Source organism: Novosphingobium sp. HII-3, from assembly GCF_002916655.1.
Lineage (GTDB): Bacteria > Pseudomonadota > Alphaproteobacteria > Sphingomonadales > Sphingomonadaceae > Novosphingobium > Novosphingobium panipatense.
Genome location: NZ_PPSM01000020.1, coordinates 11,931 through 38,345 on the forward strand (window position 1 = coordinate 11,931; position 26,415 = coordinate 38,345).

The 26,415-nt window shown below is 66.3% G+C and carries 22 protein-coding genes; 1 reads left to right on the forward strand and 21 read right to left on the reverse strand.

The annotated features are described in order from the left end of the window. Position 1 precedes the first annotated feature (1 nt). The 21 genes from C2R25_RS08755 to C2R25_RS08855 all read right to left on the reverse strand — a co-directional run bounded on the left by C2R25_RS08755 (position 2) and on the right by C2R25_RS08855 (position 24,688). Positions 2–1,066, reverse strand: a complete 1,065-nt coding sequence (locus C2R25_RS08755) for an efflux RND transporter periplasmic adaptor subunit (protein ID WP_103728828.1) — start codon at positions 1,064–1,066, stop codon at positions 2–4. After that, positions 1,063–2,745, reverse strand: coding sequence for an ABC transporter ATP-binding protein (locus tag C2R25_RS08760; protein WP_103728855.1), 1,683 nt, complete (start codon positions 2,743–2,745; stop codon positions 1,063–1,065). Before C2R25_RS08760 ends, C2R25_RS08755 begins: the two co-directional genes overlap by 4 nt. A gap of 187 nt (positions 2,746–2,932) precedes the next feature. Continuing rightward, complete coding sequence (locus tag C2R25_RS08765) at positions 2,933–5,359, reverse strand: membrane-bound PQQ-dependent dehydrogenase, glucose/quinate/shikimate family (RefSeq protein ID WP_103728829.1); 2,427 nt, start codon at positions 5,357–5,359, stop codon at positions 2,933–2,935. A gap of 184 nt (positions 5,360–5,543) precedes the next feature. Beyond that, on the reverse strand, positions 5,544–6,584 hold the full coding sequence (locus C2R25_RS08770) for an AI-2E family transporter (RefSeq protein WP_103728830.1): 1,041 nt from the start codon (positions 6,582–6,584) through the stop codon (positions 5,544–5,546). 13 nt (positions 6,585–6,597) lie between these two features. Continuing rightward, the gene (locus C2R25_RS08775) at positions 6,598–6,879 is read right to left on the reverse strand and encodes a cytochrome C oxidase subunit IV family protein (protein ID WP_103728831.1); all 282 of its coding nucleotides are present in this window, start codon (positions 6,877–6,879) and stop codon (positions 6,598–6,600) included. Continuing rightward, the gene (locus tag C2R25_RS08780) at positions 6,876–7,496 is read right to left on the reverse strand and encodes a cytochrome c oxidase subunit 3 (RefSeq protein WP_103728832.1); all 621 of its coding nucleotides are present in this window, start codon (positions 7,494–7,496) and stop codon (positions 6,876–6,878) included. Before C2R25_RS08780 ends, C2R25_RS08775 begins: the two co-directional genes overlap by 4 nt. Further along, on the reverse strand, positions 7,493–9,166 hold the full coding sequence (gene ctaD / locus C2R25_RS08785) for a cytochrome c oxidase subunit I (RefSeq protein WP_103728833.1): 1,674 nt from the start codon (positions 9,164–9,166) through the stop codon (positions 7,493–7,495). Before ctaD ends, C2R25_RS08780 begins: the two co-directional genes overlap by 4 nt. Next, positions 9,163–10,116 carry a cytochrome c oxidase subunit II gene (gene coxB, locus C2R25_RS08790; RefSeq protein ID WP_103728834.1) on the reverse strand — a complete coding sequence of 318 codons (954 nt, stop codon included), beginning with the start codon at positions 10,114–10,116 and terminating at the stop codon, positions 9,163–9,165. Before coxB ends, ctaD begins: the two co-directional genes overlap by 4 nt. Then, positions 10,098–10,865 (reverse strand): SCO family protein, encoded by a 768-nt coding sequence (locus tag C2R25_RS08795; RefSeq protein WP_103728835.1) that lies wholly within the window; start codon positions 10,863–10,865, stop codon positions 10,098–10,100. The genes coxB and C2R25_RS08795 overlap by 19 nt, the downstream gene beginning before the upstream one ends. Further along, the gene (locus C2R25_RS08800) at positions 10,865–11,176 is read right to left on the reverse strand and encodes a hypothetical protein (RefSeq protein ID WP_103728836.1); all 312 of its coding nucleotides are present in this window, start codon (positions 11,174–11,176) and stop codon (positions 10,865–10,867) included. Before C2R25_RS08800 ends, C2R25_RS08795 begins: the two co-directional genes overlap by 1 nt. Continuing rightward, on the reverse strand, positions 11,169–12,059 hold the full coding sequence (locus tag C2R25_RS08805; protein ID WP_103728837.1) for a hypothetical protein: 891 nt from the start codon (positions 12,057–12,059) through the stop codon (positions 11,169–11,171). Before C2R25_RS08805 ends, C2R25_RS08800 begins: the two co-directional genes overlap by 8 nt. Further along, positions 12,056–12,538 (reverse strand): cytochrome c, encoded by a 483-nt coding sequence (locus C2R25_RS08810; protein WP_103728838.1) that lies wholly within the window; start codon positions 12,536–12,538, stop codon positions 12,056–12,058. The genes C2R25_RS08805 and C2R25_RS08810 overlap by 4 nt, the downstream gene beginning before the upstream one ends. After that, positions 12,535–13,050, reverse strand: coding sequence for a quinol:electron acceptor oxidoreductase subunit ActD (locus C2R25_RS08815; protein ID WP_103728839.1), 516 nt, complete (start codon positions 13,048–13,050; stop codon positions 12,535–12,537). Before C2R25_RS08815 ends, C2R25_RS08810 begins: the two co-directional genes overlap by 4 nt. Then, positions 13,047–14,405 (reverse strand): NrfD/PsrC family molybdoenzyme membrane anchor subunit, encoded by a 1,359-nt coding sequence (nrfD, locus tag C2R25_RS08820; RefSeq protein ID WP_103728840.1) that lies wholly within the window; start codon positions 14,403–14,405, stop codon positions 13,047–13,049. Before nrfD ends, C2R25_RS08815 begins: the two co-directional genes overlap by 4 nt. Next, positions 14,402–17,110, reverse strand: a complete 2,709-nt coding sequence (locus C2R25_RS08825) for a 4Fe-4S dicluster domain-containing protein (protein WP_233203856.1) — start codon at positions 17,108–17,110, stop codon at positions 14,402–14,404. The genes nrfD and C2R25_RS08825 overlap by 4 nt, the downstream gene beginning before the upstream one ends. Further along, a complete protein-coding gene (locus C2R25_RS08830; RefSeq protein WP_103728842.1) occupies positions 17,107–17,769 on the reverse strand; it encodes a cytochrome c3 family protein in 663 nt (220 codons plus the stop codon). The genes C2R25_RS08825 and C2R25_RS08830 overlap by 4 nt, the downstream gene beginning before the upstream one ends. 273 nt (positions 17,770–18,042) lie before the next feature. Further along, entirely contained in the window at positions 18,043–18,849 is an 807-nt protein-coding gene (locus C2R25_RS08835; RefSeq protein WP_103728843.1) for a kinase, read from the reverse strand. Beyond that, positions 18,833–19,807, reverse strand: coding sequence for a D-glycerate dehydrogenase (locus C2R25_RS08840; protein WP_103728844.1), 975 nt, complete (start codon positions 19,805–19,807; stop codon positions 18,833–18,835). Before C2R25_RS08840 ends, C2R25_RS08835 begins: the two co-directional genes overlap by 17 nt. Before the next feature lie 68 nt (positions 19,808–19,875). Continuing rightward, the gene (locus C2R25_RS08845; RefSeq protein WP_103728845.1) at positions 19,876–20,772 is read right to left on the reverse strand and encodes a DMT family transporter; all 897 of its coding nucleotides are present in this window, start codon (positions 20,770–20,772) and stop codon (positions 19,876–19,878) included. 20 nt (positions 20,773–20,792) lie between these two features. Then, the gene (locus C2R25_RS08850) at positions 20,793–22,283 is read right to left on the reverse strand and encodes a hypothetical protein (RefSeq protein ID WP_103728846.1); all 1,491 of its coding nucleotides are present in this window, start codon (positions 22,281–22,283) and stop codon (positions 20,793–20,795) included. Then, positions 22,280–24,688 carry a bifunctional diguanylate cyclase/phosphodiesterase gene (locus C2R25_RS08855; protein ID WP_233203858.1) on the reverse strand — a complete coding sequence of 803 codons (2,409 nt, stop codon included), beginning with the start codon at positions 24,686–24,688 and terminating at the stop codon, positions 22,280–22,282. Before C2R25_RS08855 ends, C2R25_RS08850 begins: the two co-directional genes overlap by 4 nt. A gap of 244 nt (positions 24,689–24,932) precedes the next feature. Between C2R25_RS08855 and C2R25_RS08860 the strand changes: the two genes are divergently transcribed. Continuing rightward, positions 24,933–26,297 (forward strand): FAD/NAD(P)-binding protein, encoded by a 1,365-nt coding sequence (locus C2R25_RS08860; protein WP_103728848.1) that lies wholly within the window; start codon positions 24,933–24,935, stop codon positions 26,295–26,297. Positions 26,298–26,415: the final 118 nt, after the last annotated feature.

Consider the following 26,415-nt stretch of genomic DNA (forward strand, 5'->3'; position numbering starts at 1 on the left):
GTCACTTCTTTTTCTTCTCGATCGAGCTTTTCCCGGCCTCGGCGTCTTCTTTCTGCGCCACCTGATCCTGACCGAAGTTGAGCGGGAAATCGTTGAGCTGGCGCCACAGTTCATAGCCCACCGTCACGTTGTTACCCTGGATCCAGCCGAGCACCTTGCTGCCCTGGCGGACGAAGCGGCGTTCGGGCCAGGCGGGCTTGCCGGGGCGGGGCTCAACAAGCACGCGGAACAGGCCATCTGCGCGCGGGGTCGGGTCGACGGAGCGGACCTGCCCGTCATAGATCCCTGCTGCGAAGGCCGGCCAGCCGCTGAACTGAAAGGCGGGGAAGCCCTCGAACTCCAGCCGCACAGGACGGCCTTGGTCAACCAGCGGGATGTCGCGGCCATTGACGTAGAGTTCGACCGCACGCTCGATCTGCTCCGGCGCGATCATCGCCAGGACCGTGCCGGCGGAAATCAACGCACCACCCGCACCCGCATTCAGCGATTGTATGCGCCCGTCCCGGGGCGCGGTGACGACCTGCGCCGACTGGCGCCGCTGCTGCACTTCGATCTGTTTCAGCTTCGCACGCGCCTCGGCAAGCTTGGCGTTCGCGTCGGCCACCTTGATCTGAGTCTGTTCGTAGTCCCGCCGCGCGGCAAGACCTTCGGCGTAGAGCTGACGGGTGCGTCCGACGTCGATCGCGGCAACTGAGCGCGACTGCTCGATCGCGCTGATCTGTGCCTCGATCTGGGCTTTTTCGGCCGCCAACCGCTCCAGAAAGTCGGGATCCACGTCGACCACGCGGACGATCGGCTGGCCGGCCTTCACCAGCTGACCATCGCGAACGAAGAAGCGGTCCACGCGGCCTTCGACCAGAGAGGACACCTGCTGCGGCCGCTCGTCCGGGTCAAGCGCGATGACCTGGCCGCGTCCCTGCGCCGTCTGCCGCCAGGGCACGAAGAGGATGGCGACCATCAGCAGAATGCCGAGCAGGATAAGCCAGGCGACGACAACGGCCGCGCGAGGCGGTCTGAGGCGGGCGAGGGATCGGAAATGCCTCAGCTGGGCCGCCTCGATCGTCATGGCCGCGTCTCCCGCGTGGCCACGAACCGGGCGAGGGCGGCCTGATCGGCAAAGCGGTGCTGCGCGCGCGCACCAAGCCAGTAGTAGCCATCAAGGTCCAGCGCTTCGGGACGGCCGGTGAAGAGGAGCACCGTCGTCCCATGCTCCCGCAGCCTATGAAGCGTCGTGCGCAGAGCCTCGGCAGGCATCATGTCGTAAAGCTGGGACAGGAGCAGCACCTTGGGACCACTCAGTAGCGCCATGGCAAGCTTCAGCTGCATCACTTCGACGATGGAGAGGGGGGAGCCCGAACTGGCGAGCCGCGTGTCCAGACCATTGGGCAGGCTGGATATGCGCGCGGCAAGGCCAACCATGTCGAGCGTCTGCATGATCCTGGCCCCGTCGGAGACGCTGCCTGTCGCCAGATTGAGATATTCGCGGATCGTAACATCCACGATCGTCGGGCGATTGAGCACGACTACCGCCGATCGCAGCAGATACATGTCGAAGCTGCCCAGTTCGCTGCCTCCGATCGACAGCAGCCCGCGATCGGGAGTGGCATGGCGTTTCAGCAGCAACGCGATCTGGTTCTCGACACCGGGCTCGGCCACCACGATGGCCTGCTCGCCGCTGCCGATCGCGAAGTCGAAGCAGGAGCGGTTCAGCGCGACCTCGCGGAAGTGCACCGAGCCGTCAGGCGGCGCCTGCCCGCTCAGCCCCGCCGGTTCTTGCGGTATCGCGAAGATCTGCGACAGCTCCTCCGAACTCGCCACCAGGTCGTAGAAGGTGTCGAGATACCATCCGAGTTGATAGATGCCGTAGAAGACGCCGGACAGGATCAGCTCCGCCGCCACCAGCTGACCAATGGAAAGCTGCCCGGCCAGGATGAGGTTTCCGCCCAACGCCAGCAGCGCCGCCGCAGCCAGCGCATAGACCAGGAAATAGCCAAGCGCCTGCGCGAAGCTGTAGCGAAAGTAGCGGCGGTGCGCCTGGATGTAATTGGCCGTGACCGCTTCGGACCGGTCCATGGCGAAGTCGAGGTGGCGCGCTGACTTGTAGAACCCGTTGGAGGCGCCGACACTTTCGAGCCAATGGGCCGCTTCATGCTTGGCATGGGAGACGCCGACAGCGCCGGTGATCGCCCCATGGCGCCAGACCAGCCAGATCAGCAGGCACACCGCCACGAGGATAATGTTGAAGGCCAGGAAGAAGGGATGATAAAAACTGGTGAGGACCAGGCCCACGGCTCCCTGAAGAATGATCGTGAAGGCGCCGATCACCAGGCTGGGCACGGCCTTCTGGACGACCACCATGTCGAAATAGCGATTGAACAGGCTGCCGCGGCTGTCGTCGGCGAAGAACGGGTTTTGCGCATGGACGGCCCGCACCGTGACTTCGGCCACGACGCGGGCGAAGATGCGGCGCTCGAACATCGCCAGCAGATAGATGCGAAGCGCGCTCAATCCCGCGACCAGCAGGAGCAGCACCAGTAACACGCCCGACAAGATCCACAGCGGCGCCGCCAGCCCCGTACGCGCTACCGAATTGATCAGCAGCTGCACTGAAATCGGCATCGCGAGTGACAGAAGGGTGATCGCCAATGTGTAGACAATGCCGACGTTCACATAGCCTTTGTCGGGCCCAACGACTTCCGAGAGCCATGCGGCAGCGCTCCGCAGACCCAGATACTCACCAGCCAAATCGAACCTCTTGGAGACGCCTTTGGCGCTCGTATATGCAGGCGCATCGGCAAGACAAGAGCCGATGCTGCGGTGCAACATAAACTCACAAAGCCGCAATGGCTTCCCGCAGAGGCGGACTGAACGGCAGGCGTGCCCGCGCCGAACCCGTCAGCGCTGATTACGCCTCGCGTTCACAGCCGCACGCCTATCGCGCGCTCTTTGGCAAGGCATAAGCCACGATGCTGTCGCCCGCTTTCGTGCCCAGGCTGCCGTGGCCTCCGGCCGCGATCACGACGAACTGTCGCCCGCTTTCCGCCGACCAGTAGCTCATCGGAGTTGCCTGTCCACCCGCCGGCAGCCGGCCCCGCCACAGCACCTCGCCGGTGGTGACATCGTATGCGCGAAGATAGTAGTCGAGCGCGGAGCCGAGGAACGCAACGCCGCCCGCCGTGACGATCGGACCGCCCAGCGAAGGAACGCCCATCTTGAACGGCAGCGGAATCGGTGCCTGGTCGCGCGTGGTGCCATTGCGGTGCTGCCACACCTTCTTGCCCGTCACGAGGTCGATGCCGGTCACGTAGCCCCATGGCGGCGCCTGGCACGGAAGGCCGAGCGCCGAACGAAAGGCATTGAGTGCCACGGCGTAAGGCGCGCCATGGTTGGGATTGAAGCCCTTGATGTCGGACCCGGCCAGGTCGGAACCTCCGGAAGGGCCCTGCGGTTCATCCGATGCGGCGGCCGCGCGCGGATCCGTCGGATTTTCACGCGGGATGAGCCTGTCCACGAAAGCAATGTAGTTCGGGTGCGCGATGGCAATCATGCGCACCGGGTCGTAGGCCATGCCGCCCCAGTCCATGACGCCGAAGTTGCCTGGAAAGACGAGCGTTCCCTGTTCGGAGGGGGGCGTGAACGGCCCTTCGTAGCGCAGGCGCTGGAAGGCGATCCGGCAGGCAAGCTGGTCGAACATCGTCGCGCCCCACATGTCCGCTTCGGTCACGGGCTTCTCGGGCATGAGGCTGACGGAGGAGAAGGGCTGCGTCGGCGACGTGCGGTCCCCTGCCACGGCCCCGGCGGGCACCGGCCGCTCCGTTACGGGAAAGACCGGCTCACCGGTACGGCGATCAAGCACGAAGAGATTGCCGGTCTTCGTCGACTGGACAAGGGCGGGAACACGTCCCCGGTCGGGCAGGTCGAGGTCGATGAGGGCGGGCTGGGCGGGAACGTCCATGTCCCACAAGTCGTGATGGACCGTCTGGTAGACCCAGCGAACTTTGCCGGTCTTGGCATCCAGCGCCACGATCGCAGACGCGAACCGTTCTGTCTCCGGTGTCCGGCGGCCACCCCACTGGTCGATGGCGGCCATGCCAGTCGGTATGTAGACGAGGCCGAGCTGTGCATCGGCGGCAGCGATCGTCCAGCTGTTCGGGCTGGACGGGACATAGGCGCCCGCGCCCGCCTCCTTGGGTGTGGTGTCTTCCGGGTTGCCGGGATCGAAGGCCCACACCGGTTCGCCGGTCACCACGTCGTAGGCCCGGACGACGCCGGAAGGCATGAAGGTCGATTTGTTGTCGTAGACCGCGCCGCCCAGAATCGCGAGATTGTCGATGATGAGAGGGGGCGAGGTGACCTGCCACCAGCCACGCGGGTGTTCGGGGGCACCCGGCCAGAGATCGACCTGGCCATTGTCCCCGAAGCCTGGGCAAAGACGCCCCGTCCGCGCATCCAGTGCGATCAGGCGCGCATCGTTGGTGCCCATGATGATGCGGTTCCGGCAATCGCCGGTGGCGGACGTTTCGGCTCCTGGACGCGAAGCGGAGTGGTACGAGACGCCGCGACAGGTGAGATGCTGCATCTGCTTGGAGGAGCGGATGTTCGGGTCGTAGCGCCATGCCTCCTGTCCGGTCTCGGCGTCCACGGCGAAGACGATGTTGTGGGGCGAGCAGAAGTAGACGAGATCGCCGACCTTGATCGGCGTCACTTCGTAGGTAAATTCTTCAGGGTCAGTCTTGCGCTGGAGATCGCCGGTGTGAAATTCCCAGACTTTCTCCAGCTTGCCCGCGTTGGCCGGGGTGATCTGGTTCAGCGGCGACCAGCGATCGCCCCGCCAGGAGCGGCCGTAGGCGGTCCAGTCCTGCTGCGGCACGCCGGAGTAGAGATCGGCGTTGGCCTGCGCACGTGCGCCGGGCAGCTCGCCGTCCATGTTGAAGCGGTCGCTCAGCCCGGAGCCGAGCGCGATGAGGGCGGCGAGCACGAGGGAGCCAACCAGCGGCCAGGCGGGGCCCGGCCAGCGAGCAGCGCCGAGCCGCCGCACAATCCATGGCAGGACGAGCACGACACCGACTAGGACAAGGATATCACCGCGCGGCGCAAGGGACCAGAAATCAAGGCCCACTTCCCAGACCGCCCAGATCATCGTCCCGACGAGCAAGGCGGCATAGCACCACAAGGCCGCGGCCTGTCGACGGAACAGCAGTACCGCCGTCGCCAACAGAGTGAGCCCGGCTATGAGATAGTACCAGCTGCCGCCGAGCGCGATCAGCCAGATGCCGGCTGCAGCGAGGCCCAGCCCCATCAGGCCGATGAGCGCGCCAAGTAGCCTCAGCAGGATCGAGGGTTGGTGTGGGGCGTTCATTTCCGGTGCTTCCCCTTGATCGCGAGGCGTAGCCGACGGCTCAGTCGCACGAATACACCCGTAAGGAGTGGGCCGCCGCTCACTCGGATATGGCTTAAAGCACCGGCAGCCGAGTTGGTTTCCTGTGGAACAGGATCTTGCTTGCCCTTCGCAGCGCTTGGGAGCGCCATCCAGGAGCGGTTTTTCAGGTGGAGAGCAGTTTGGCTATCCACCGGCTGCGCTCGAAATGACTGCAGACAATGACGGTGGCGGCGGTCAGCGGTACGGCGATGAGCGCGCCGGCGATCCCCCAGACCCAGCTCCAGCCGGTCATGGCAATGACGATCGCGAGGGGAGAAAGCGATAGCTGTCGTCCCTGCAGCATCGGATAGACGAAGTTGCTGATGATGATCTGCAACGCCGCGAAACCGACGAACACCAGAAGCGGCATACCGTAACCGTCGAACTGCACGAAGGCATAGAGTACGGGCGGGATGATCCCGACTATGTTGCCGATGACCGGAATGAAGTTGAGCAGGAAGTTGAGCAAACCCCACACCAGCGCCAGGTCCAGGCCGGTCGCAAAAGCCCACGCGGCCGAGGCCAGGCCGGTCAGCAGACTCGTCGCCAGGGTCGTGCTGAGGTAGCGTCGCACCTGTTCCGAGATAGCCGCCGCCGTGGCGCGCAGTTCCATGCGCGCCGGCCGGTCCAGTTCCTCGCGCATCTTGACCTGCACCCTGCAGACCTCAGGCAGACCGAGAATGACCAGCAGCGCGATGAAGCTGGTGTAGGTAACGAAGCCGTAGACGCTGGAGGCCAGCATCTGGACAAACCCGATCACCCGCGCGCGGTCGGCCGCTCCGTCGAGAGGGATGCCCATCCGGGCCGCTCTTTCCGCCAACGACGTATAAAGCTGCTCGAACGTGGACCACTGCGCGCTCATCACGGCGATCACCTGGCCAAGCGAGAGGTAGATCGCGGCGCCGAAGCCTCCCATCACGGCGAACAGGGCAAGTATCGTAAGGACATAGCTGAGCCAGGCCGGCAACCACTTCTCAAGCCAGACCCTGAGCGGCCAGAGTGCTGCCACGATCACCCCGGCGAACAGGATCGGCATCGTCAGCGCGTAACTTTCCCGCAGCGCCGCAACCACGAGTATAAAGGCTATCAGCGTAAGCAGGCGGAGACGGTATCGGTCGGCTCCGGCGGACATCCTGTCCTGTCCATTCTTCAGGGCCTGCGGCATTGGCGGGGGCTCCTCAGCGGGTGAGATAATCGGCGAAGGCGATGATGTAGAGGAAGGAGGCCCAGACGAGGCCCGCGATCGCGGCCAAGCGAACCAGCCCCGCAGCCCGTTTCAGTTGCATGAACAGCAGGGCGATCAGCAGCGCCTTGGCGGCGGCTATGGCGAGGGACACCGCTAACTTGAACGGCGCGTCCGGCAGGAAGGCGTAGCCGAAGGTCATCGCCAGCAGCACCATCAGCGCGGCCCAGATTTTGAGCGGGGCGATCAGCACATGGGCGCGTTGCTCGGGCGTCATCGGCCCACCAGGTAGATGAGGGCGTAGAGGACCACCCAGACCACGTCCACAAGGTGCCAGTAGAGGGCCGAGCCCTGCGCCGTGGTCCAGCGGCTCGGCAGTTCGGCGCGCGGGATGAGCAGCATGCGGCTGACGATGCCCAGTCCGATCAGCATGTGGCAGGCGTGTACGCCGGTCGCCGTCCAGTAGAACGCCCAGAATTGGCTGGCGCCGACCTCCTCCAGCCGGAAGTGCGGACCCGGGACCAGATGCTTCTGTATGTCCGAATGGTATTCAAGGCCTTTGACGGCAAGAAAAGCGATTCCCAGCAGGAGCGTGGCGGCAAACATCCAGCGGGCAAGTGTTGCCAGACCTTCCTTCACCGCGCGTTCCGCGATGGCCATGGTCAGGCTGGATGTCATCAGCAGGACCGTGTTGATCGTGCCGAACGTGACTTCGGCCTCTTGTGCTCCGGCCGTGAAACCGGCGGGATGGCTGAAGCGGGCGACCGCGTAGAAGAGCAGCAGGCCACCGAAGAACAGAGTCTCCGTCGCAAGGAATGCCCACATGCCGAACTGAGTCGCGACCTCCTGCCGTTCCGCCGTGGCCCAGGGTTCGTTCAGCGCCACCTCGCTCATTGCGGCACCTGTGGAGCGTGGGTCTGCTCGACCTCATGCGGGGCGAAGCCTTCGGGATGGTAGCGGTACGGCTCGACCTCGACGATCGGCGGGCTGGCGAAGTTGTTCTTGGGCGGAGGCGAACTGGTCTGCCATTCGAGCCCGGTTGCGTCGTGGGGGTTGTCGCCGGCGCGTGGCCCCTTGATCAGGCTCCAGGTCAGATAGCAGAGCGGCCACACGTAGGCGAAGGCGAGCACCACCGCGCCCGTCGAGCTCATGACATGCCAGACCTGAAACTCGGGGGGATATTCGTGATACCGGCGCGGCATGCCGTTGTAGCCCATCACGAACTGCGGGAAGAACGTGAAATTGAAGCCGAAGAACATGGCCACGGCGGCAAACTTGGCGAGCGTTTCGGAATACACCCGTCCCGTGATCTTGGGCCACCAGAAGTGGAGCCCTCCGAAAAATGCCGAGACCGAGCCGCCGACCATGATGTAGTGGAAATGCGCGACGACGAAGTAGGTGTCGGTCACATGCACGTCGATCGGTACCGAGGCGAGCATCAGGCCGGTCAGCCCGCCCAGCGTGAACAGCCCGACGAAGCCGAGGGCATAGAGCATCGGCGCGGAAAACCGGATCTGGCCGCGGTAGAGCGTGCCCGTCCAGTTGAAAACCTTGATGGCGGAAGGCACCGCGACGACAAAGGACAGGAACGAGAAGACCAGATTGGCAAAGGGTGACTGACCGGACACGAACATGTGGTGTCCCCAGACCATGAAGCCGACCACGGCGATCGCCACCATCGCGTAGACCATGAAGTCATAGCCGAAGACGCGGCGCCGGGCCTCGCAGGCGATGATTTCCGAAACCACGCCGAAGGCGGGCAGCACCATAATGTAGACCGCCGGGTGGCTGTAGAACCAGAACAGGTGCTGGAACAGCAGCGGATCGCCACCGGCGCGCGGATCGAAGACCGGCAGGTCGAAGGCGCGCTCCACGAAGACCAGCAGCAGGCTCATCGCAAGGACGGGTGTCGCCAGCACCATGACCACGCTGACGGTGTACATGGCCCAGACGAATAGCGGCAGCCGCATCCACGTCATGCCTTTGGCACGCAGCAGGTGGATGGTCGCAAGGAAGTTGATGCCGGTCGCAATGGAGGAAAACCCGACGACGAACACGCCGGCCGCCGCGAGCAGCACATAGCTGTTGGAATAAAGCGTCGAGAAGGGCGTGTAGAACGTCCAGCCCGTGTCCACCCCGCCGGCCAGCAGAGACAGCAGGGTCAACAGGCCCCCGCCGACGTAAATGTACCAGCTGGCGAGGTTGAGGCGCGGGAAGGCGACCTCGCGCGCGCCGATCATGAGCGGCAGAAGGAAGTTGCCGAGCGTAGTGGGGATGGAAGGCACCAGGAAGAACCATACCATGACAACGCCGTGGAGGGTGAACGCGCGGTTGTATTCGTCAGCGGTGAGCAGGTCACCCGGCGGGGTCACCAGCTCGGCGCGCATCAGCACGGCCGCTACCCCGCCGAGGAAGAAGAAGAACGTGATGCCGGCCGCGTAGAGAAAGGCGATCCGCTTGTGATCGGTGGTCAGCAGCCACGACCGCAGCGTGGTGCCGCCTTCGGACAGGAAGCTCGTCTGGCCCGGTTCGCGGCCCAGGGCGCTGGCTTCGGCTTCGCTCATGGCGCGGGCGTGCTCCGGTCATTCGAGGCTTCGGGTGATTTGAGGTATGCGATGAGGCGGATCAGGTCGTCCTCCGACGCGATACCCTGATAGCTTGGCATGATCGGGCGATAGCCTGCCACGATGTCCTTGCGCGGCAGCAGGATGGAATCGCGCAAGTAGCCCTCGTCGGCGCGCACGAAGCCGCCGCCGTCCAGCGGCTGCATCCGGCCATGGATGCGGGCAAGATCGGGCGCGTGGACCTGCGCCGAGGGTCCGTGGCAGCCGGCGCAGCCCATTCGCTCGAACAGCAGGCGGCCCTGATCGGCGAGACTGTCGCCCTGCGGTCGCGCGGAAGACCAGCGCGCGTAATCGGCCTGGCTCATGACGGAGATGCTGCCGATCATGCGGCTGTGATCCGTGCCGCAGTACTCGGCGCAGAACAGACGGTAGGTGCCCGCGCGGTCGGGCGTGAACCCGATCTCGACGTAGCGGCCCGGCAGGACGTCGCGCTTGATCCGGAATGCGGGCACATAGAAGCTGTGGATCACGTCCTGGCTGGTCATCACCAGTCGTACAGGAACGCCGACCGGAACGTGAAGCGCGTCGATCTCGCGCGTGCCGTTGGGGTGTTCCACCTTCCACATCCACTGCTTGGCGACGACATGAATTTCCAGGGCCTCCTCGGGCACCTCGAATTGCTCGGTCCCCACGACGGCCGCGAACCAGAAGAGGAACACGAAGGCGAAAGCGGTGGCCGCGGTCCAGCCGATCTCGACCTCGCGGCTGACTTTTTCGGGAACGGCGCCCCGTTTGGCGGCGGTGCCGCGACGGTACTTGATCGCGAAGAACAGCACCAGCGAGCCGACCAGCAGCATGATCGCCAGAGAGAGGGCGCAGATGCCCCAGAACAGCAGGTCCACCCGGGAGGCGAAGGTCGAGGCCTGGGCGATCATCGCGTCACCCGCCATAGCCGGAACGCCAGCACCGCCGCGCAGAGCAGCAGGAGCACCGCAAGCCCCTGCAGGCCAAGGAGGATCGGCCGCCCGAACCGGCCGTGCGCGGCGGCGAACCCGTAGCAGACCCGCGCGACCCGCGTGATCCAGTCGCTCCTCCGCGCCGGATAGTTGCCGGTCAGCGCCGCCTTCAAGGGCTCCGCCAGGAGCCCGATCTGGGGCAGAAGCGCGATGAGCCTGCCGTCAGCCCCGAAGACGTAGACGCTGGCGTCATGCGCGTACTGGTCGGCCGCGGGATCATAGACATGGCCGTAGCCCAGCGCACGCGTGGCTGCCGTTACGGTGGCGGCGTCGCCCCGCAGAAAGCGGGTGGCGCGCGCTACCTCGGGCATGCTCCCGATGGCCTGCCCGAAGTGCAGAGCGTCGGCGCGTGTGTCCTTGGGGTCGATGCCGATCACCACCAGCCGGAACGCCTTGCCGGGCACCAGACCCGTTTCGCGCAGCCGTGCGGCAGTGAGGGTGAGGCCGGGGCTGCAGACGTTGCGGCAGGTATAGTCGGCGAAGATCAGCGCCAGGGGGGTCCCGTCCGCCAACGTCTCCAGCTTCGCAGTGTGCCCCCGCGCGTCGGAAAAGGTGAGGGCGGGCAGCCGCGCTCCGGCAGGCGACGTGGCGACCGCCTGCGCCAGCTCACGCTCGCTCAGGGCGGCAGATGCGGGCATGGGCACCAGCGCAAGAACGCTTGCGAGAAAAAGGCCCAGTCGCATCACGTTCCCGCTTCCCATCCCGGCAGTCCATCGGCCACCACTGCGCGCTTGGCGGCTTCGATCCGGGGATCGCGGTCGGGGCGGTCGGGAGCCCGATACGGATCGTCTTCTCCGTCATGGATGAAGGTATCCAGCGCAGGCGACGGGAGCGTCGCGTAAGGCCCGCTCGACTCTGGCCTCAGCGCGCGATCGTAGACGATGCCGGCGGTCACCAGAAGGAGGACCAGCGTTGCCACTGTTCCCAACGCCACGAGCACCGGCAACCGCTGGCGCACGATCCAGCCCTCGGGTGTGTCCGGGCGCTCAGACATGGTGCTCTCCCGACGGGCGGCCGCGCAGTGTGGCCGCCGTGGCCGCAGCCAGTGTCAGCAGCAGCCCGATGAGCAGGGCCGGCACCCCTCCGCCAATCCACCAGACGTTGAACAGGAACAGCGCAGCAAGGACGGCAAGACCGGCGAGACGCTGGCTCCATCGCTCCCGAGACAGCCACAGGAGAAGGATCGGCGCCGCGACGCCGACTGCCAGCGCGGCGCACACCAGCAGCCCCATCGTCGGCGAGCTGCGCACGACATAGAACCCGACGCGCGAGGGAAGGTCGCTGTACCACACGATGAGGTAGTCCATAAAGGCGAGGTAACCGAGGCCCAGTACGGCCGCGATCATCAGCCTGGCCATGTCGCTGCGGAAGCCCGGCGGCCCTATCCCGCCCGCCAGGACCACCGCGGTCCCTCCGGCAAGGCTCTGCGTCACCTGCATCATGCCGATGGCGGAAACGGGGTGCCTCGGGGCCTGGCCGAGCATCCAGTCGCTGGCGATCGGCGTGGCCAGGAGCGCGTAAAGCGTCAGGATGATCGCGGCACCGGTCACGCGGGTGCCCGCCTGGAGGCGAGACGACGCGAACGCAAGCGCGCCCGTCGTGACAAGTGCCCGCAGACCGACGCCCCACCAGCTCATCCACAGGGACAGATGTTCCGGAACGGGCATCGCGAGTGCGCACAGGCCGAGCAGAACGCCGGCTGGTACCAACCAGGGCGCCATCGCCGCCAAGGGATTCAGCGGCCGCCAGTCCGCACCCGTGACACGGCCGATGGCGAGAAGGAGTACCGCGCCGATCACCGGCGCTCCGGCCGTCAGGAAGGCGATGCGCCAGGACGCGGCGAGGACCACCGGCAGAAGGTGCAGCGCATCGCTCATCGCCGCGCGTCCGGCAGGCGCTGCAGGGCCTTCACGTAGGCAGCTATGGCCCAGCGATCGGCCGGTTCGATCCGGTCGGCGTAGGAGTACATGATGCCATGGCCGTGCGTGATCACATCGACGATGTAGCGCGGCGCAGCCGCTTTCAGTCGCGGGTCATGATAAGAGGGGGGCGGCGGGAACCCGCGTCTCACCACCGGCCCGTCGCCCTCGCCGCGTGCACCGTGACAGACGGAGCAGTAGATCGCGTAGCGCTCCTGTCCACGGTCGAGCAAGGCCGTTGTCAGCGCTGGAGGATGCCGCAGTGCGTCGTCGCGGGCCGGCTCGTCGAGCGCTACCGTGCCCGTCGGCATCGCCTGACGCGGCGGCCCACCTGGCCAAAGGGTGGCCATCTCCTGGTCGTCGGGCCGCGGCTGGTCCGCCATTGACAGGTCGCATGCGGACAGCAGCGCGGGGATGAGCAGCACCGCGGCTCTCATGGCGTCACCAGCCGGGTGTGATCGGCACCCGCATTTGCGAGTATCGCCAGCACGGTGTTGGCGTCCTCCCCGCCGTCGCAGGCGACTGCCAGCACGAAGCGGTCCTGCGAGGCGCGGGCTACTTCGGCGAATTCGAACGCGGCATCGTGCAGCCGCGTCAGGCGGCCCTCGCGAAAAAACCAGATCAAGCCACCGACAGCGGCGGTGAAGGCGCCGAACTCAACGGCGGCAGGGATGTAGGCGGGCCAGCTGAACAGGGGGCGCCCGCCGCTGTTGAAGGGGTACGCAAACGCCATGCTCCAGACGGTAAGCGCGAAAAGTCCGACGGCTCCGAGCACTCCGCTCACGATGGCGGCTGCCCGAATGCCGTGCGCGCCGGGACCGGGGCCAAGCGCTTCGGACCCATAAGGCAGCCACTCTCCGACGAGACGGTATTCGTGCGTGACCATCTCATGCCGCCCGCGCAGGTATGCGCTCTCATGAGGGAAAGTGGCCAGCGCGAGCACTGTCACTGCGCGCGTTCCTTCAGCAGCTTGCGCACTTCATGCATGGAGACGACCGGGAGCAGCCGTGCGAAGATGAGGAACAGCAGCAGGAAGGCGCCGACCGTCCCGGCCAGGATCAGGAAGTCGACAAGGGTGGGCGCGTAGAGCCGCCAGAAGCTGGGCACGTAGCCACGCGAAAGGGTGTTGGCGATGATCAGGATACGCTCCAGCCACATTCCCACCAGCACGGCGATGGACACCCCGATGAGCGCTGCGGGCGACGTGCGCAGCCGCCGGATCCAGAACAGCTGCGGCGCGGCGACGTTGCCAAGCAGCATCGCCCAGTAGAACGGCCAGTAGGCGCCGGTAAGCTCGAAGACCACGACGCGGCGGTCCGCGGCCTCTCCACCCCACCAGGCCGAGAACCACTCCGCCGCGTAGGAGGCTCCCATAACGATGGACGCGGCAAGGATGATGCGGGCCATGGCATCGAAATGATCAGGCACGATCATGCCCTCCAGCCCCATCGTCCGGCGGATCGTCAGCGCGATCAACACCACCATCGCAAAGCCGGAGAACAGCGCGCCGACGACGAAGTAGGGCGGAAAGATGCTCTCCGTCCAACCCGGCATCAGACTTGCCGCGAAGTCCAGCCCGACGATGGAATGGACCGAGCAGACGAGGGGCACGGCGATCGCGGCGAGGGTGCGGTGAAGCCGCTCCTGCGCGCGCCACTGCTCCGGCGTCCCCTGCCAGCCCATGGCGGCGACGCCGTAGAGCCGCCGCCATCCACGGCGTCCCGGCCGGTCGCGCAGTGTCGCCAGATCCGGGACCAGGCCGACATAGAAGAAGATGGCGGAGAACAGGAGGTACGAAAGGATCGCCCAGAAGTCCCACACGAGGGCGGAGCGCCATTGCGGCCACAACTGCATCGTGTTCGGGTAGGGCGCCAGCCAATAGAAATACATCGGTCGGCCCAGATGCAGGATGGGGAAGATCCCCGCTATGGAGACCGCGATCAGCGTCATGCCCTCCGCGAAGCGGTTGATTGAGGCGCGCCACTTCTGCCGCGTGAGCAGGAGCAGCGACGAGATCAGCGTCCCGGCATTGCCGATCCCGATCCACCACACGTAGTTGGCGATGGGAAAGCCCCAGACCACCGCGGTGTTGTTGCCCCACAGCCCGGGGCCGTAAGCCAGGCTGAACCCGATAGCGACCGCGCCCACTGCGGTCAGCACCAGCGCGGCGATGAAGGCGAGCCACCAGCGTCGCTTCGCCCGCACATCCATCAGGGGCGCAGCGACCGTCTCAGTGACGTCGCCCAGCGTCTGGATCGAGGGCAGTATCCACCTCTGCCCGCCCTGGCGCGCGTGCGGCTTCATGCGGGCGTGTCCCCCGGGTTGCGGCGCCGCGCGAGATAGCTTGTGCGCGGCTCCGTGCCGAGCTCTTCCAGCAGGCGATAATGGCGCGGGTCCTTGCGGGCGCCGGCGATGTCGGGGCTGTCCAGCGTTCCGAAGCGGATCGCCTGCGTGGGGCAGGCGGCGGCGCAGGCGGTCACCACCGGAGCGGGTGTCTCTCCTGGAGCGGCGGCGTGATTGGCGGCCTCGATCCGTTGTACGCAATAGGTGCATTTCTCCATGACGCCGCGCGCCCGCACGGTGACGTCCGGATTACGCTGCGCGGTGACGGACTCATGCGGCGCATCCCCCCAGACCGAGCGCTCTGCGTAATCGAGAAAGTTGAAGCGCCGAACCTTGTACGGGCAGTTCGCTTCGCAGGTGCGGGTGCCCACGCAGCGGTTGTAGACCTGCAGGTTCAGGCCCTGGCTGTCATGCACCGACGCTTCGACCGGGCAGACCGGCTCGCAGGGCGCCTTTTCGCAATGCATGCAGGGCACGGGCTGGAATCCGGCGGTTCCTTCGCTGACGTAGCGGTCGACGCGCAGCCAATGCATGTCCCGCCCCACGGCCATTTCGTCGGGACCGATGACCGGCACGTTATTCTCCGCCTGGCAGGCGATCACGCAGGCGTTGCATCCAATGCACAGGTCGGTGTCGATAGCCATGGCGTATTGCGGCGGCGCATTGCCGCGCGCCGGCGGGTTGGGCAGCAGCGAGGGCTTCGGCGTGACCGAAGGCATCGCCTCCGCCGGAGCAAGAACCGGAAAAAGCTTCTCCAGTTCGCCTTCGAGTGCGAACACCGGCTGTGTCGTCGCGACCGAGCTCCCGCCCTCCTGAGCCGCGATGCGGGGGGTGCCGTTGCCGCCCAGCGCCCAGGCGTTCGCGCCGAGGCCATCGGCAATCTGTCCAGTACCCTCGCGCCCGTATCCCGTCACCAGCGTCACCGTACCAAGCGCCTGACCGGAGACGGCCCGGACCGGCAGGATTGCCGATCCGCCCCTGTCGATGCGGATCAGGCTACCCTCTTTCAGGCCGAGCCGGGACATGTCGCCGGCATGCATCCGCGCGCTCGATCCCCAGGCTTCCTTGGTGATGGGATCGGGGCATTCCTGCGCCCAGGCATTGGTGGAGAAGCGTCCGTCATAAAGCTGGGAGGAGGGGCGCAGGTCGATGGTCAGGGTCTGAGGCGGGATCGGCGGGAGGACCAGCCCCGCGGTGCCCACACGCTCCAGGGGCGCGGCGCTGTCCGGCACCACGCCGCTCGCCACGGCCGTGCGCCAGGCGGCATCATCCAGCCCGGTCCACTGCGCCCGCACGGCATCGAAGCTGCCGGGGCGCGCCGCCGGATCGATCATCAAGTCAAGGATAGCGGCCGGTGTGCGGGTGTCGAAGAACGGGTGGACGAGCGGCTGCGCGATCGAAGCGGTGCCATCGGGTGCGCGCCAGTCGTGCCAGTCCTCCAGGAAGTGGGAGAGTGGCACGCGCCATTGCGAGGCGGCACCGGTTTCGTCGCCGAAACGGCTGGCCGCGATCGTGAGGGGGACGCGCGCCATCGCCTGCTTGAACCCGAGTGCGGGGGCGGCGGCATAGACCGGGTTGGCATCAAGCACGACGAGGGCACCGATACGGCCCGCGTGCATGTCGTCGGCCAGAGCGGCAAGGCCGCCACAGTGTGGGGACACGTCGCCGCTAACGGGGGCGATCCAGTCCTGCGGTGCGGCGAGTACGCCGTTGGCCCAGGCCGCGAAGGCATGCACGGCTTCGGGCTGCCGCTCACCGGCGATGACCAGCGCGCGCCCATGCGCGGCCTTGAGATCGCGAGCGGCGTCGCGAACGAGGCGTTCCAATTCCGGCGGCAGCGTCGGCAGCGGTCCTGACCCGCCGCCGAGCGCAGCGGCGAGAACGTGGCAGGCGGCGGCGAGATCGCGCGGGCCGGCGGGCTGTCGCCTGTCAGCCATCGAACCGCTGAGGCTGGGCGAAGCCTCGATGGAATAGAGGCGGTGCATCGGCGCCTTGCGCCGCCGGTCGCTCCAGTTGCGGGCATGGGCGATCTGCTCGGGCCCGGGGCCGAGCGGATCGGCATCGAGCAGGAGCACCACGTCGGCATCCTGCAGACGCGGCCGGGCCAGTAAGGGCCTGCCGAAAGCGGCACGGGCGGCGGCAAGCGGCGCATCGTCGTCGAACGGCTCCCAGCTGACGTGGCGCATTTCGGGCAGCGCCGTCCTGGCTGCCGCCAGCTGCGCAAGCATGGTCGGCGATGTCACCCGGCCTGTCAGTACCGCGACACCGCGCCCCCGCGTTGGAGCGAGCTGCTCCCGGAACAGGGCGGCGAGCGCGGACCAGTTCGACGGCCCTGTCGGCCCAAACGGTGCGCGCAGCCGCTGGGGATCATAGAGGTCGAGGATCGCCGCCTCGATGAACGGATCCGTCGATCCCAGGCTGGCGGGATGGGCTGCGAGGCCCTCCAGCTTGATCGGCCGCTCGTCGACAACCAGCCCCGTGACGCCCCTGCCGTATCCTGCGAGCGGAAGCGCGGTGGCGTACCGGCGCACCGTGCCGGGCAATGTACCTTCGGGCTGGTTGGCGAGCGGATGGATGTCTTCCTTCGGCCGCCCGCAGGACGCCAGCAGGGTGGCCGCGCCGGTGGCGATCAGGCGCAGTATCGCGCGGCGGTCCAGAGCGCTCACCGGTGGCATGTCGAGCAGTCCATCAGGTCTTTCCCAGAATGCGCGATCCGCATCATCGTCGCGCGGGCTGCTGCCCGATCCGCGGCCGTACGGTGCACGTAGGGAGCGCTCGCGAACTCACGCTCCGCTGCGACGATGCTGTCCTCGGGCGAGCGATGGCAATCGAGGCACCACCCCATCGTCAGCGGAGCGGCCTGGCGGGTCAGCGGCATACGGCGCACATCCCCGTGGCACGCGGCGCAGGGCACGCCACCGTTCACGTGTACGTGATGATCGAAGTAGACGTAATCGGGCAGATTGTTGACCCGTTTCCACGCAAGCGGCTGCCCGGTCGCCATGCTCTCGCGGACAGGAGCCAGCATCTCGGCGTCGGTGAAGAGTTGCGAGTGGCAGGACATGCAGGTGTGCGTCGGCGGCACGACAGCGCTGGCGGCCTTCTCCACCCCGGTGTGGCAATAGCGGCAGTCGATCCCGAGTTCACCGGCATGGTGCTGATGGCTGAACGGCACGGGCTGCTCGACGATACGGTTCTCACCGGTGGCGGTGTCGCTGCGCTGTATGATCCCCCCGATCAGCATGGCCATGAAAGGGCCGAGAACAAGGAGGGCCAGTACCACTCTCGCCCAGGTGTTCGCGCCGGGACGAAACAGTTGGGACATTCGCTCTCCTAACCAGCCGCGCGCGCGCCATCATGTGGTGTGCACGAAACCTGCCCCCTCACGACGTCCTCCATCCGGCAGTGCAATCTGCCGGACCGACGACGAGCGTTGACTTCCCAACCCCGGCAGGTGCGCCGGGCTTTGAAGCGGGAATGCATGAATGGGCCGCGAGGTTGCACGTCCCTCGCAGGCAATTTGACAGATCCCCGTTCCTCACGCTGCGTGAAATCGTTTCGTCCGCTGCCTGGTTCCCCGGCAAGCATCCGTGGACGTCTAGCGCTGCACGAGCCTCCGGCCGGCATCGAGGTGGAGGACCAGGTCTGCCCGCGCCGGCATTTCGCGAAGGGCATGGCGCGTCAGGCGTTCGTAAAACTGCACGAAGCGATCAAGGGCGGCATCGTCCATGACGCGGCTCCCTTCAGCTTCGCCGCGCCCGATCCTCTCTCGCAGGTCCTGCTCCTGCTGGCCGCGCCAGTCCCGGACCACCTTGAAATCGGGCGCGGCGAGGAGGACGAGGCGGTCGATACGGGCGAACATATCCGCATAGGGGCCTGCAAGCGCGGCGTTGACATGCCCGCGCCAGATCGCCTGCGCGTCCTCCTCTCGCTCCAGCGCGTTCAGGGGCGCAGCGAGTTGGGCAGGGGACTGAGGGCGGGCGCCCACGCACCACCCCTCGAACAGCAGCAGGTCGCATCCTGCCGGAACCGTACTGCCCATGGAGGAGCGATCGTCCCTGGCCTTGTCGAACCGGGGGAGAGTGACGGCCTCTTCTGCACGCATGCGGTCGATCAGATCGATGCCCAGTGCCACGTCATGCGTTCCGGGTACGCCCCGGGTGGCGAAGAGGGGATGGACCTGCCGGGCGAGCTGGGTTCTTTCCTGCCGGGTAAGATAAAGGTCGTCGAGCGACAGTATCGCCACCCTGCGGTGACCGGCTTCGAAATGAGCCTTGAGTGCGGCCGCCAGCGTGGACTTCCCCGATCCCTGTGCGCCGCACACCCCGACCACCAGAGGGCCGTTCCTCGGCTCGTCGAGCCAAAGTTCGACCTCGGTGGCAACGCGTTCAGCCGACGGGGTCAAGCAGCGGCTCGCCGGCAAAGAAACGGTCAAGGTTGTCGGCAACCTTCATGCCCATCGCCGTGCGCGTTTCGATCGTCGCGCTGCCAAGGTGCGGCAGGAGGACGGCATTGGGCAGATCCAGCAGGGCAGGGTGAACCTCGGGCTCCGCTTCGTACACGTCGAGCCCGGCAGCGGCGATGCGGCGCTCCTTCAACGCCAGGGCCAGCGCCGCCTCGTCGACGAGCGAGCCTCGCCCCGTGTTCACGAGCACCGCGTGAGCCGGCATCCGGGCAAGCAGCGCGGCATCCACCATGTGGCGCGTCTCGGCTCCGCCCGGTGCGTGCAGGGAGAGCACGTCCGCCTCGGCGGCCAGCGCGCCAAGATCCGCAAAGTAGGCGTGGGGCGGCATGTCAGGGGCTTCGCGACGGCTGTGGTAGGCGATCCGCATGCCGAAGGCTTCGGCGCGACGGGCGGTGGCCCGTGCGATGCGACCGAAGCCGACCAGACCGAGGGTCTTTCCGGCGAGGCCTTGCCCCAGGAAGTTCGTAGGCCCCCAACCGCCCCACTTGCCGCTACGCAGTGCGCGCTCCGCCTCTCCCGCACGGCGCATGGCCATGAGCATGAGGGTCATCGCGATGTCGGCGGTGGCCTCGGTCAGCACGTCCGGCGTGTTGCTCACGGCGATGCCGAATTCACGCGCGGCAGCCAGATCGATGTGCTCGAAACCCACGCCGAAATTCCCGATGATGCGGACACGCCGGTCAGGCACGGACAGCATCTCGCGCGTGATCGCGTCGGCGACCGTCGGACAAAGAGCGTCGTGCGTGCGGATTGCTTCCGCCAGTTGCGCCGGATCGAGGAGGATGTCCGTCTCGTTCGGTGTCACGTCGTAGCTGACGCGCAGACGGGCTTCCACGGCTTCGGGCCAGCGGCGGGTGAGGCAGATCTTTGGCCGCTTGCCACCGGGAAAATGTACCATCGCTTCTTATCCTTGCTGCCTTGACGGCATCTGTCTGCTGGAGGGGCGCTGATCCCTGACACCCGCGCCTACTGGACAGGCGTAACGGTGTCCTCTGCGTCACCCAGCAGCACCGAGCCCACGGAGGCGGTTATCACGAACGTGATGGCAAGCCACTGGATCGCGCTGAGGTGCTCTTTGAGCAGGATGACGCCTGCCACCGCCCCCACTGCCGGTTCGAGGCTCATGAGCACGCCGAACCGGTTGGCCGGAATACGCTTCAGTGCGACCATTTCCAGCGAGTAAGGCACGGCGCTGGAAAGCAGGGCCGTGACGAGGCCGATGAGGATGAGAGAGGGGGCGAGAAGCGTCGTACCCGCCTCGTAGATGCCGAGCGGCACGACAAGGAAGGCTGCTGTCAGCATGCCCAGCGCGACCGCCTGGCCGCCGGGCAGGTGTACCGTCTTCTTGCCGAAGATGATGTAGAGGCCCCAGAAAAGGCCGGCCAAAAGCGCGAAGCCGATCCCCGCCGGATCCAGCGCGTGCGGTGTATCGCGCAGGGGCAGAAGCAGGGCAAGGCCTGTCGCCGCCAGGCCGACCATCGCGAAATGGGCGGGGCGGCGGGAGTGCAGGAGCGAGACGGTGAGCGGGCCGAGGAACTCGATCGCGATGGCCAGACCCAGGGGGATCGTGCGAATCGCCATGTAGAAGCTGAGGTTCATCAGCCCCAGGACGGCCCCGTACCGCACGACCGCGAACAGATCCTGCCGGCGCAGCGAAGCACGCCAGGGGCGGAACAGCGCAAGGAGGAAGAGCGCCGAGAAGCCTACGCGGTAGGCGATGGCGCCGCTGGCCCCCACTGCGGGAAACAGCTGCTTGCCGAAGGAGGTGCCCACGCAGAACGCCGTGATCGACACGGCAAGGGCGGCGTAAGGCGTCGCACGGTGCACAGCGTGCTGCAGCGGATGGGCGGTGGCCGGAGTCATGGGAGGCTATAGCCGAAGAGTCATCGGCCGATCAGCCCCAGAGCGTGGCGTATGAACCGGTTGCGGTCCAACACCCACTCCGATCCGGGGGGGAGTTGCGGGTCGGTGTACGTCCAACTGCCGGGGGCGTAAGTCCGCTCGAACCGTCCGGTCGTCCCGTAGGCGAGCGACACGGCACGTTGCTCGCCCTGGTTGCCGTCGCCTTCGACGTGAGTGCCGTCCGCCCCGAATGAGCGGCCGCTGGTGCGCAGGGCGAAGACGAAAGGCTCGTCCCGGAAGCTTTCGACCGAGGTGTGCAGGAAAACGGAAAGGTAGACCTTGTCGAGCGCAGCCAGCGGGTTGGACGGCATCGTCCAGACCGGATCTGCAACCACGCTCCAGGGGTAATTGCCACGCTCGCCGTAGAGGATGTCGGTTCGAAGATCCACCAGCCCCTCCCGTACTGCCTGCGCGGGTTCGATCCGTCGGATGCGCAATCCATCCGCCCAGGTGAAGCCGAACGCGGAGGCATCCACCAGCGGCATCGCCGAAGGCGTGGAGCCTTGCGGTGTATTGGACACGGTGACGTTCTCGTACACGCGCAGGTAGGCCTTGTCCTTCAGCTGGTGGCCGCTGGACAGGTCCTGCCACGCGCGCTGGCCGTGGAATTCGGTGTTGCGGAAGTGCGAGACGAGCGTGCCGTTGATGTAGGCGGTATGTTCCTGATCGGTGTTGGTCCCCACATTGCCGGCGATGTCTCCATCCTCGATGTAGAGCATCGTCTGCCCGTTGGGGATGAAGATGGCGTTCTTGCCGCCGTAGACCCTCACTCGGCGCAGGACGGCGGTGAAGAGGCCGGGCCTGCGCGTGCCCGTCACCTCGAGGTGTACGGCGCCCTTGGGCTGTATGGCTCCGGGGAAGTCGAGCTCAATGTCCCGCATCTCGAAATGAACGCGCTGCTCGCCAACCTCGAACAGCCGCAGGTTGAGGGTGGCCCACTCGTCTGCTGTGCGGAAGGTGATCCGCGATCCGGGGACGGAGGAGCGGAAGATGTACTGGGTGCCCTGCAGCGCGCCGACGACCTGCGGCATCCAGGGCGAGAACGGGTAAACACAGGGGCGGCCCCGCGAATCTGTCGCTTCGTAGATGAATTCGTAGCCGCCTTCTGCCCGGCCCTGAAGCGGGTCGGCGCCGCGTCCCTCGTAGACTTCGCGTCCGGCTGCGCGGGATGCTTCGCACTTCACGCGCAGGGTCGTCGCGGGTGCGCGCAATCCCTCCATGGGCATGTAGAAGGGATAGAGCCGGTCGCTCTCCTCAGCGGAAAGGGGACTGAAGGAGGCGGGGGGCTGCGATGGTGTGGCGGCCGGGAGACGGGCGGGCGCCGCCACGTTGACAATCAGGGGAAGAGTCAGGGCGAGCAAGACTTTGGGCTTGAGGGGCAGCGGCGGTCCGATACCAAGCCTGCCGGGCGCGCGTGCTTTGCCTCGCACCGGCCTGCGCGTGTTCAGGGCGGCGAGGGGCACCTCCTTCATCCTGCGATCGCCGCGACTTCGCGCAGGATCGGGCCTGGCCGGGCGAACAGATACCCCTGTCCCAGTCGGCAGCCCATCTCGGACAGCTTGCGCCGCTGCTCCTGCGTTTCCACGCCCTCGGCGACCACCTGCTTGCCGAGGCCCTGCCCAAGGCCGATGATGGCGCGAATGATCGCCTCGCTTTGTCCGCCGTCCTGGAAGAGGCCGCGGGTGAAGGACTGGTCGATCTTGAGCATATCGAAGGGCAGATGCTTCAGGTGGATCAGCGATGCGTAGCCGGTGCCGAAATCGTCGAGCGCGACCGTCACGCCCGCTTCATGGAGAAGGGCAAGCGCATGCGTCGTTCCGTTGATGGCCCGTCCCAGAACGAAGTCCTCGATGATCTCGACGCACAGCCGTTCGGGCGCCACGCCAAAGTCGTCAAGGCGCCGCAGGAGCCAGACGGCATCTTCCGGCCCGTCCAGCTGGGCGCCGATGAGATTGATCGAGAGCTTGGGAAGCGCCTGCGGATAGTCGCGCAGGGCCGCCAGCGCCATATCGAGAACATGGTGCTGCACCATCAGGCCAAGGGTGCGCTCGTTAAGCATGTCCCCGAAGGTGGCGGGCGTCATCATGCCGTGCTGGGGGTGCTGCCAGCGTAGCAGCGCTTCGTGATAGCAGGCATGCCCCGTGTCCATATCGACGATGGGCTGGAAGTGCAGCAGGAACTCCTGCCGTTCGATTCCGTGCCGGGCTTCCTGTCCGAAGACCTGTTGCGTGTGCAGCTTCTCCCTCATGCGCGGCAAGAAGGCCTGCAGGCGGCGGCGGCCGTTCTGCTTCGCCTCGTAGAGGGCGAGGTCGGCGTTCTTCACAAGCACGTCAGGTGCGAGGGCGTCACGCGGCCACACGGCCGTGCCGATGCTGAGCGAGAGCGCCCAGGACCGGCCGCCATGCGTCAGCGTCCTGCCCTGCAGATGTTCGAGCCGCATCCGGATGCCATCGGCAGAGCCGGGCGTCCAGGGCAGCAGGATCGCGAACTCGTCGCCCCCGGTGCGCGAGACATGCGCGAGGGGACCGGCCGCTTCAGCCAGTCCTGCGCCAACCTGTCCGAGCAGGAGGTCTCCCCCATCGTGGCCAAGGCGATCGTTGATGGCCTTCAGGTGATCCACGTCGAGGAGGAGCAGCATGAAGGGGGTTCTGGAAGCATCGGCGCACATGGCGCGCAGGCGCGACTGAAAGGCGGCGCGGTTGCCAAGTCCGGTAAGATAGTCCGTCTGCGCCGCCCGGCGGAAGGTTTGGCTCTCCACCTCCATGACCTTGCGGGCCTGTTCGGCAGCATCGCGCTGGCGTCCGAGGAGGCGGAAACGGTCGGCGATGGCAAGGGCAAGGGCGGTGGACTCGAAAGCCAGGGCCGCGAAGCTTGCCATGTCGATCAGATCGTTCTGGGGAAAAAGCCCGAAGTTGCGGCTGACGCGCAGGCCGAACACCACCAGGACCGGCGTCCAGCCCGCGAGATAGAACCACACCACGCGGCTGCGGGCGCGCAGGGCGATGATGGTGCCGAGGCCGACGCACAGGGCGCTCATCACGAAAGCGATGTTGAGCCACTGATCGCTCTGTCGCGGCTCTACGAACAGGCAGAAGGCTGCGAGTACCCCGCAGACGAGGTTGAACCAGGCCAGCGATCGCCCCCACGTCATCAAGGTGCGCGGCAGTATGCCTTCCTCGATGACCGTGATGAAGAACATGTTTCCGGCCGCGATGAGACCGGAAACCAGAAGGTAATTCGCCGTGGCACTGACCGGCCCCACGTATTCCGGAAAGACGAAGGCGAACGTGTTGGTCCAGGAAAGGCCGTAGCCGAGAACCAGCGCGGACCAGACCAGATACCAGCGCTGGAAGACGAGCCTTTGGCCCGTGTAGATGAGCAGGTTGAAGGCAAAGGCCGAGCCGATCGCGCCGATGAAGATGCCTATGAGCGCGAGCCATCGCCACTCCAGCTTCAGGAGGTCGGTCGAGGTGGCAGCGTCAAGCTTGCGCATGAGCGACAGGTCGTCGAGCCTTTCAAAGCCGACGTAGATATCGCGAACCGCGGCGCCTTTCCGCGTCACCGGAAAACGCAGCATCCCGCCAAGGCTCCAGTGGTCGCCCACGGCGCCCGGCGTGACGGTGGTGGTCTCAGCCTGTCCATCCCGGTGGACGATGACCACCGTCAGGCTGGTGAACCGGGCCTGGTCGATCAGGAGGTGCCAGTTGGAGGGCATGGCGGCCACGCGTCCCGGATCGCGCACTTTCAGCCACACCCATCCACTCCCATAGGCGTCATGGGAGGGGGGACTGGAGCAGTCGAAGCGGAGGCGGGAAACGGCCTCGGCGCTTGTCGGATAATCGGCGGCAGCCGTGGCATAGCAGGTGTCCGACCGCATGCGCACAACCTCCGCACGCGCCGTCGACGTCCACGAAAGTGCGGCCAGACAAAGCCAGACCAGGACAAGAAAGTACCGACTCCGCATGCACCAACCTTACCCGGGCGGATCCTAAAGGCTGCAGGTAAACGGCAATGGTTAACGAAAATGTGCTCACGGCGGTATCTGCCGCATGACACAAGTCGTATCTCCTGCCGTTCTTTCCTGTTAGCAAAGTCGGAGCGTAGACGGAGAAAATCTTTTCATGACAAGCGCTATTGCCGTCCGCGACCTTCCCGTTGCAGTGATCGGCGGGGGTTTCAGCGGGACGCTGCTGGCTATCAATCTGTTGCGCTATGGCGTTAAGGTCATCCTGATCGAACGCAGTTCGGCACAGCTGGCGAAGGGCGTGGCATTCGGAACCCGTCGGCCGGAGCACCTCCTGAACGTACGTGCGTCCAACATGAGCGCCTTCCCGGACGATGCCGGGCACTTCCTGCGATGGATGCACTTCTCCGACGCGGACGAGGCGAACCGTTTCGTGCCGCGCCTCAGCTACGGCACTTACCTGCGCGAACTGCTGGTGCAGGCGATTGCCAAAGCCGGGAAGGACGCGCGCATCGTCGACGGAGAAGCCTGCGCGATCGAACGGGTTGACGGCCACGCACGGGTAAAACTGGCAAATGACTCCATTCTCCCCTGCCGCGCCGCCGTGCTGGCGCTCGGCAACTTCCCTCCCTTGCCTCATCCGGTGCTGGAAGGGTTGCCATCCCACCTCTACCAGGCCGACCCCTGGGATCGCACGGCTCTTGAAGGCCTGGCGGAGCTTGAAGAGGTAATGGTGGTGGGAAGCGGTCTGACGGCAGCCGATGTGGTCCTGTCGCTGGAGGCGTCCGGGTTCCGCGGTCGAGTGACGGTGCTGTCTCGCCGCGGCCTCAAGCCCCTTCCGCACGCGGAACGCGGGCCGGTGGTGACGCCCATACCCGATCCCGAACTGCGCGGTACGGCACTCGTCCGCGATGTACGGCGCCGGGCGGCGGAGGTCGGCTGGCGTAGCGCGGTCGATGCCCTGCGGCCACACACCCAGAATATCTGGCGACGCCATTCCGCAGAAGGACAGGCTACCTTCCTGCGTCACTTGCGTCCCTATTGGGATGTGCACCGCCATCGCCTCTCCCCGACCGTCGCGGCTCGGCTGACAGAGCTCGAGGAAAAGGGGCGGCTCCGTTACCTCGCCGGCAAGCTGTGTGACGCCCAAGCCATCGACCAGCGCGTGCGGATCAGCTATCGGCCCCGGGGCGCTGACCGCCAGGAAGCAGTCATCGTGGACCGCGTCTTCAACTGCGCGGGTCCGGACGGCAACCTGCATCGCCTGGCGACGCCGCTGCTGAGGCATCTGCTGGACGCCGGTCGCATCCGCAGTGATGCGCATGGCCTGGGCGTGGACGTGGACCATCTGAGCCGGGTGCGCGACCTGCAGGGCAACCCACAGGATGATCTTCTGGCCGTCGGCCCGATAACCAAGGGTGAGGCTTGGGAGATCGTGGCAGTGCCGGATATCCGGCGGCAGGTGTGGAACCTGGCCCGCTTTCTGGCGGATGAGCACTGGGTGGGCGGCGAGGGGTTGTAGAAGCGGAGCGCTGGCTTCAGAAGGTCTGGCGGGCAAGTACGGTGAACATCGCGCGGGCTTGATCCTGGCGGGCGGGGGTTTCTAGGAGAGGTCCGGTCCCGCCGGCAGGGCGCTGCCG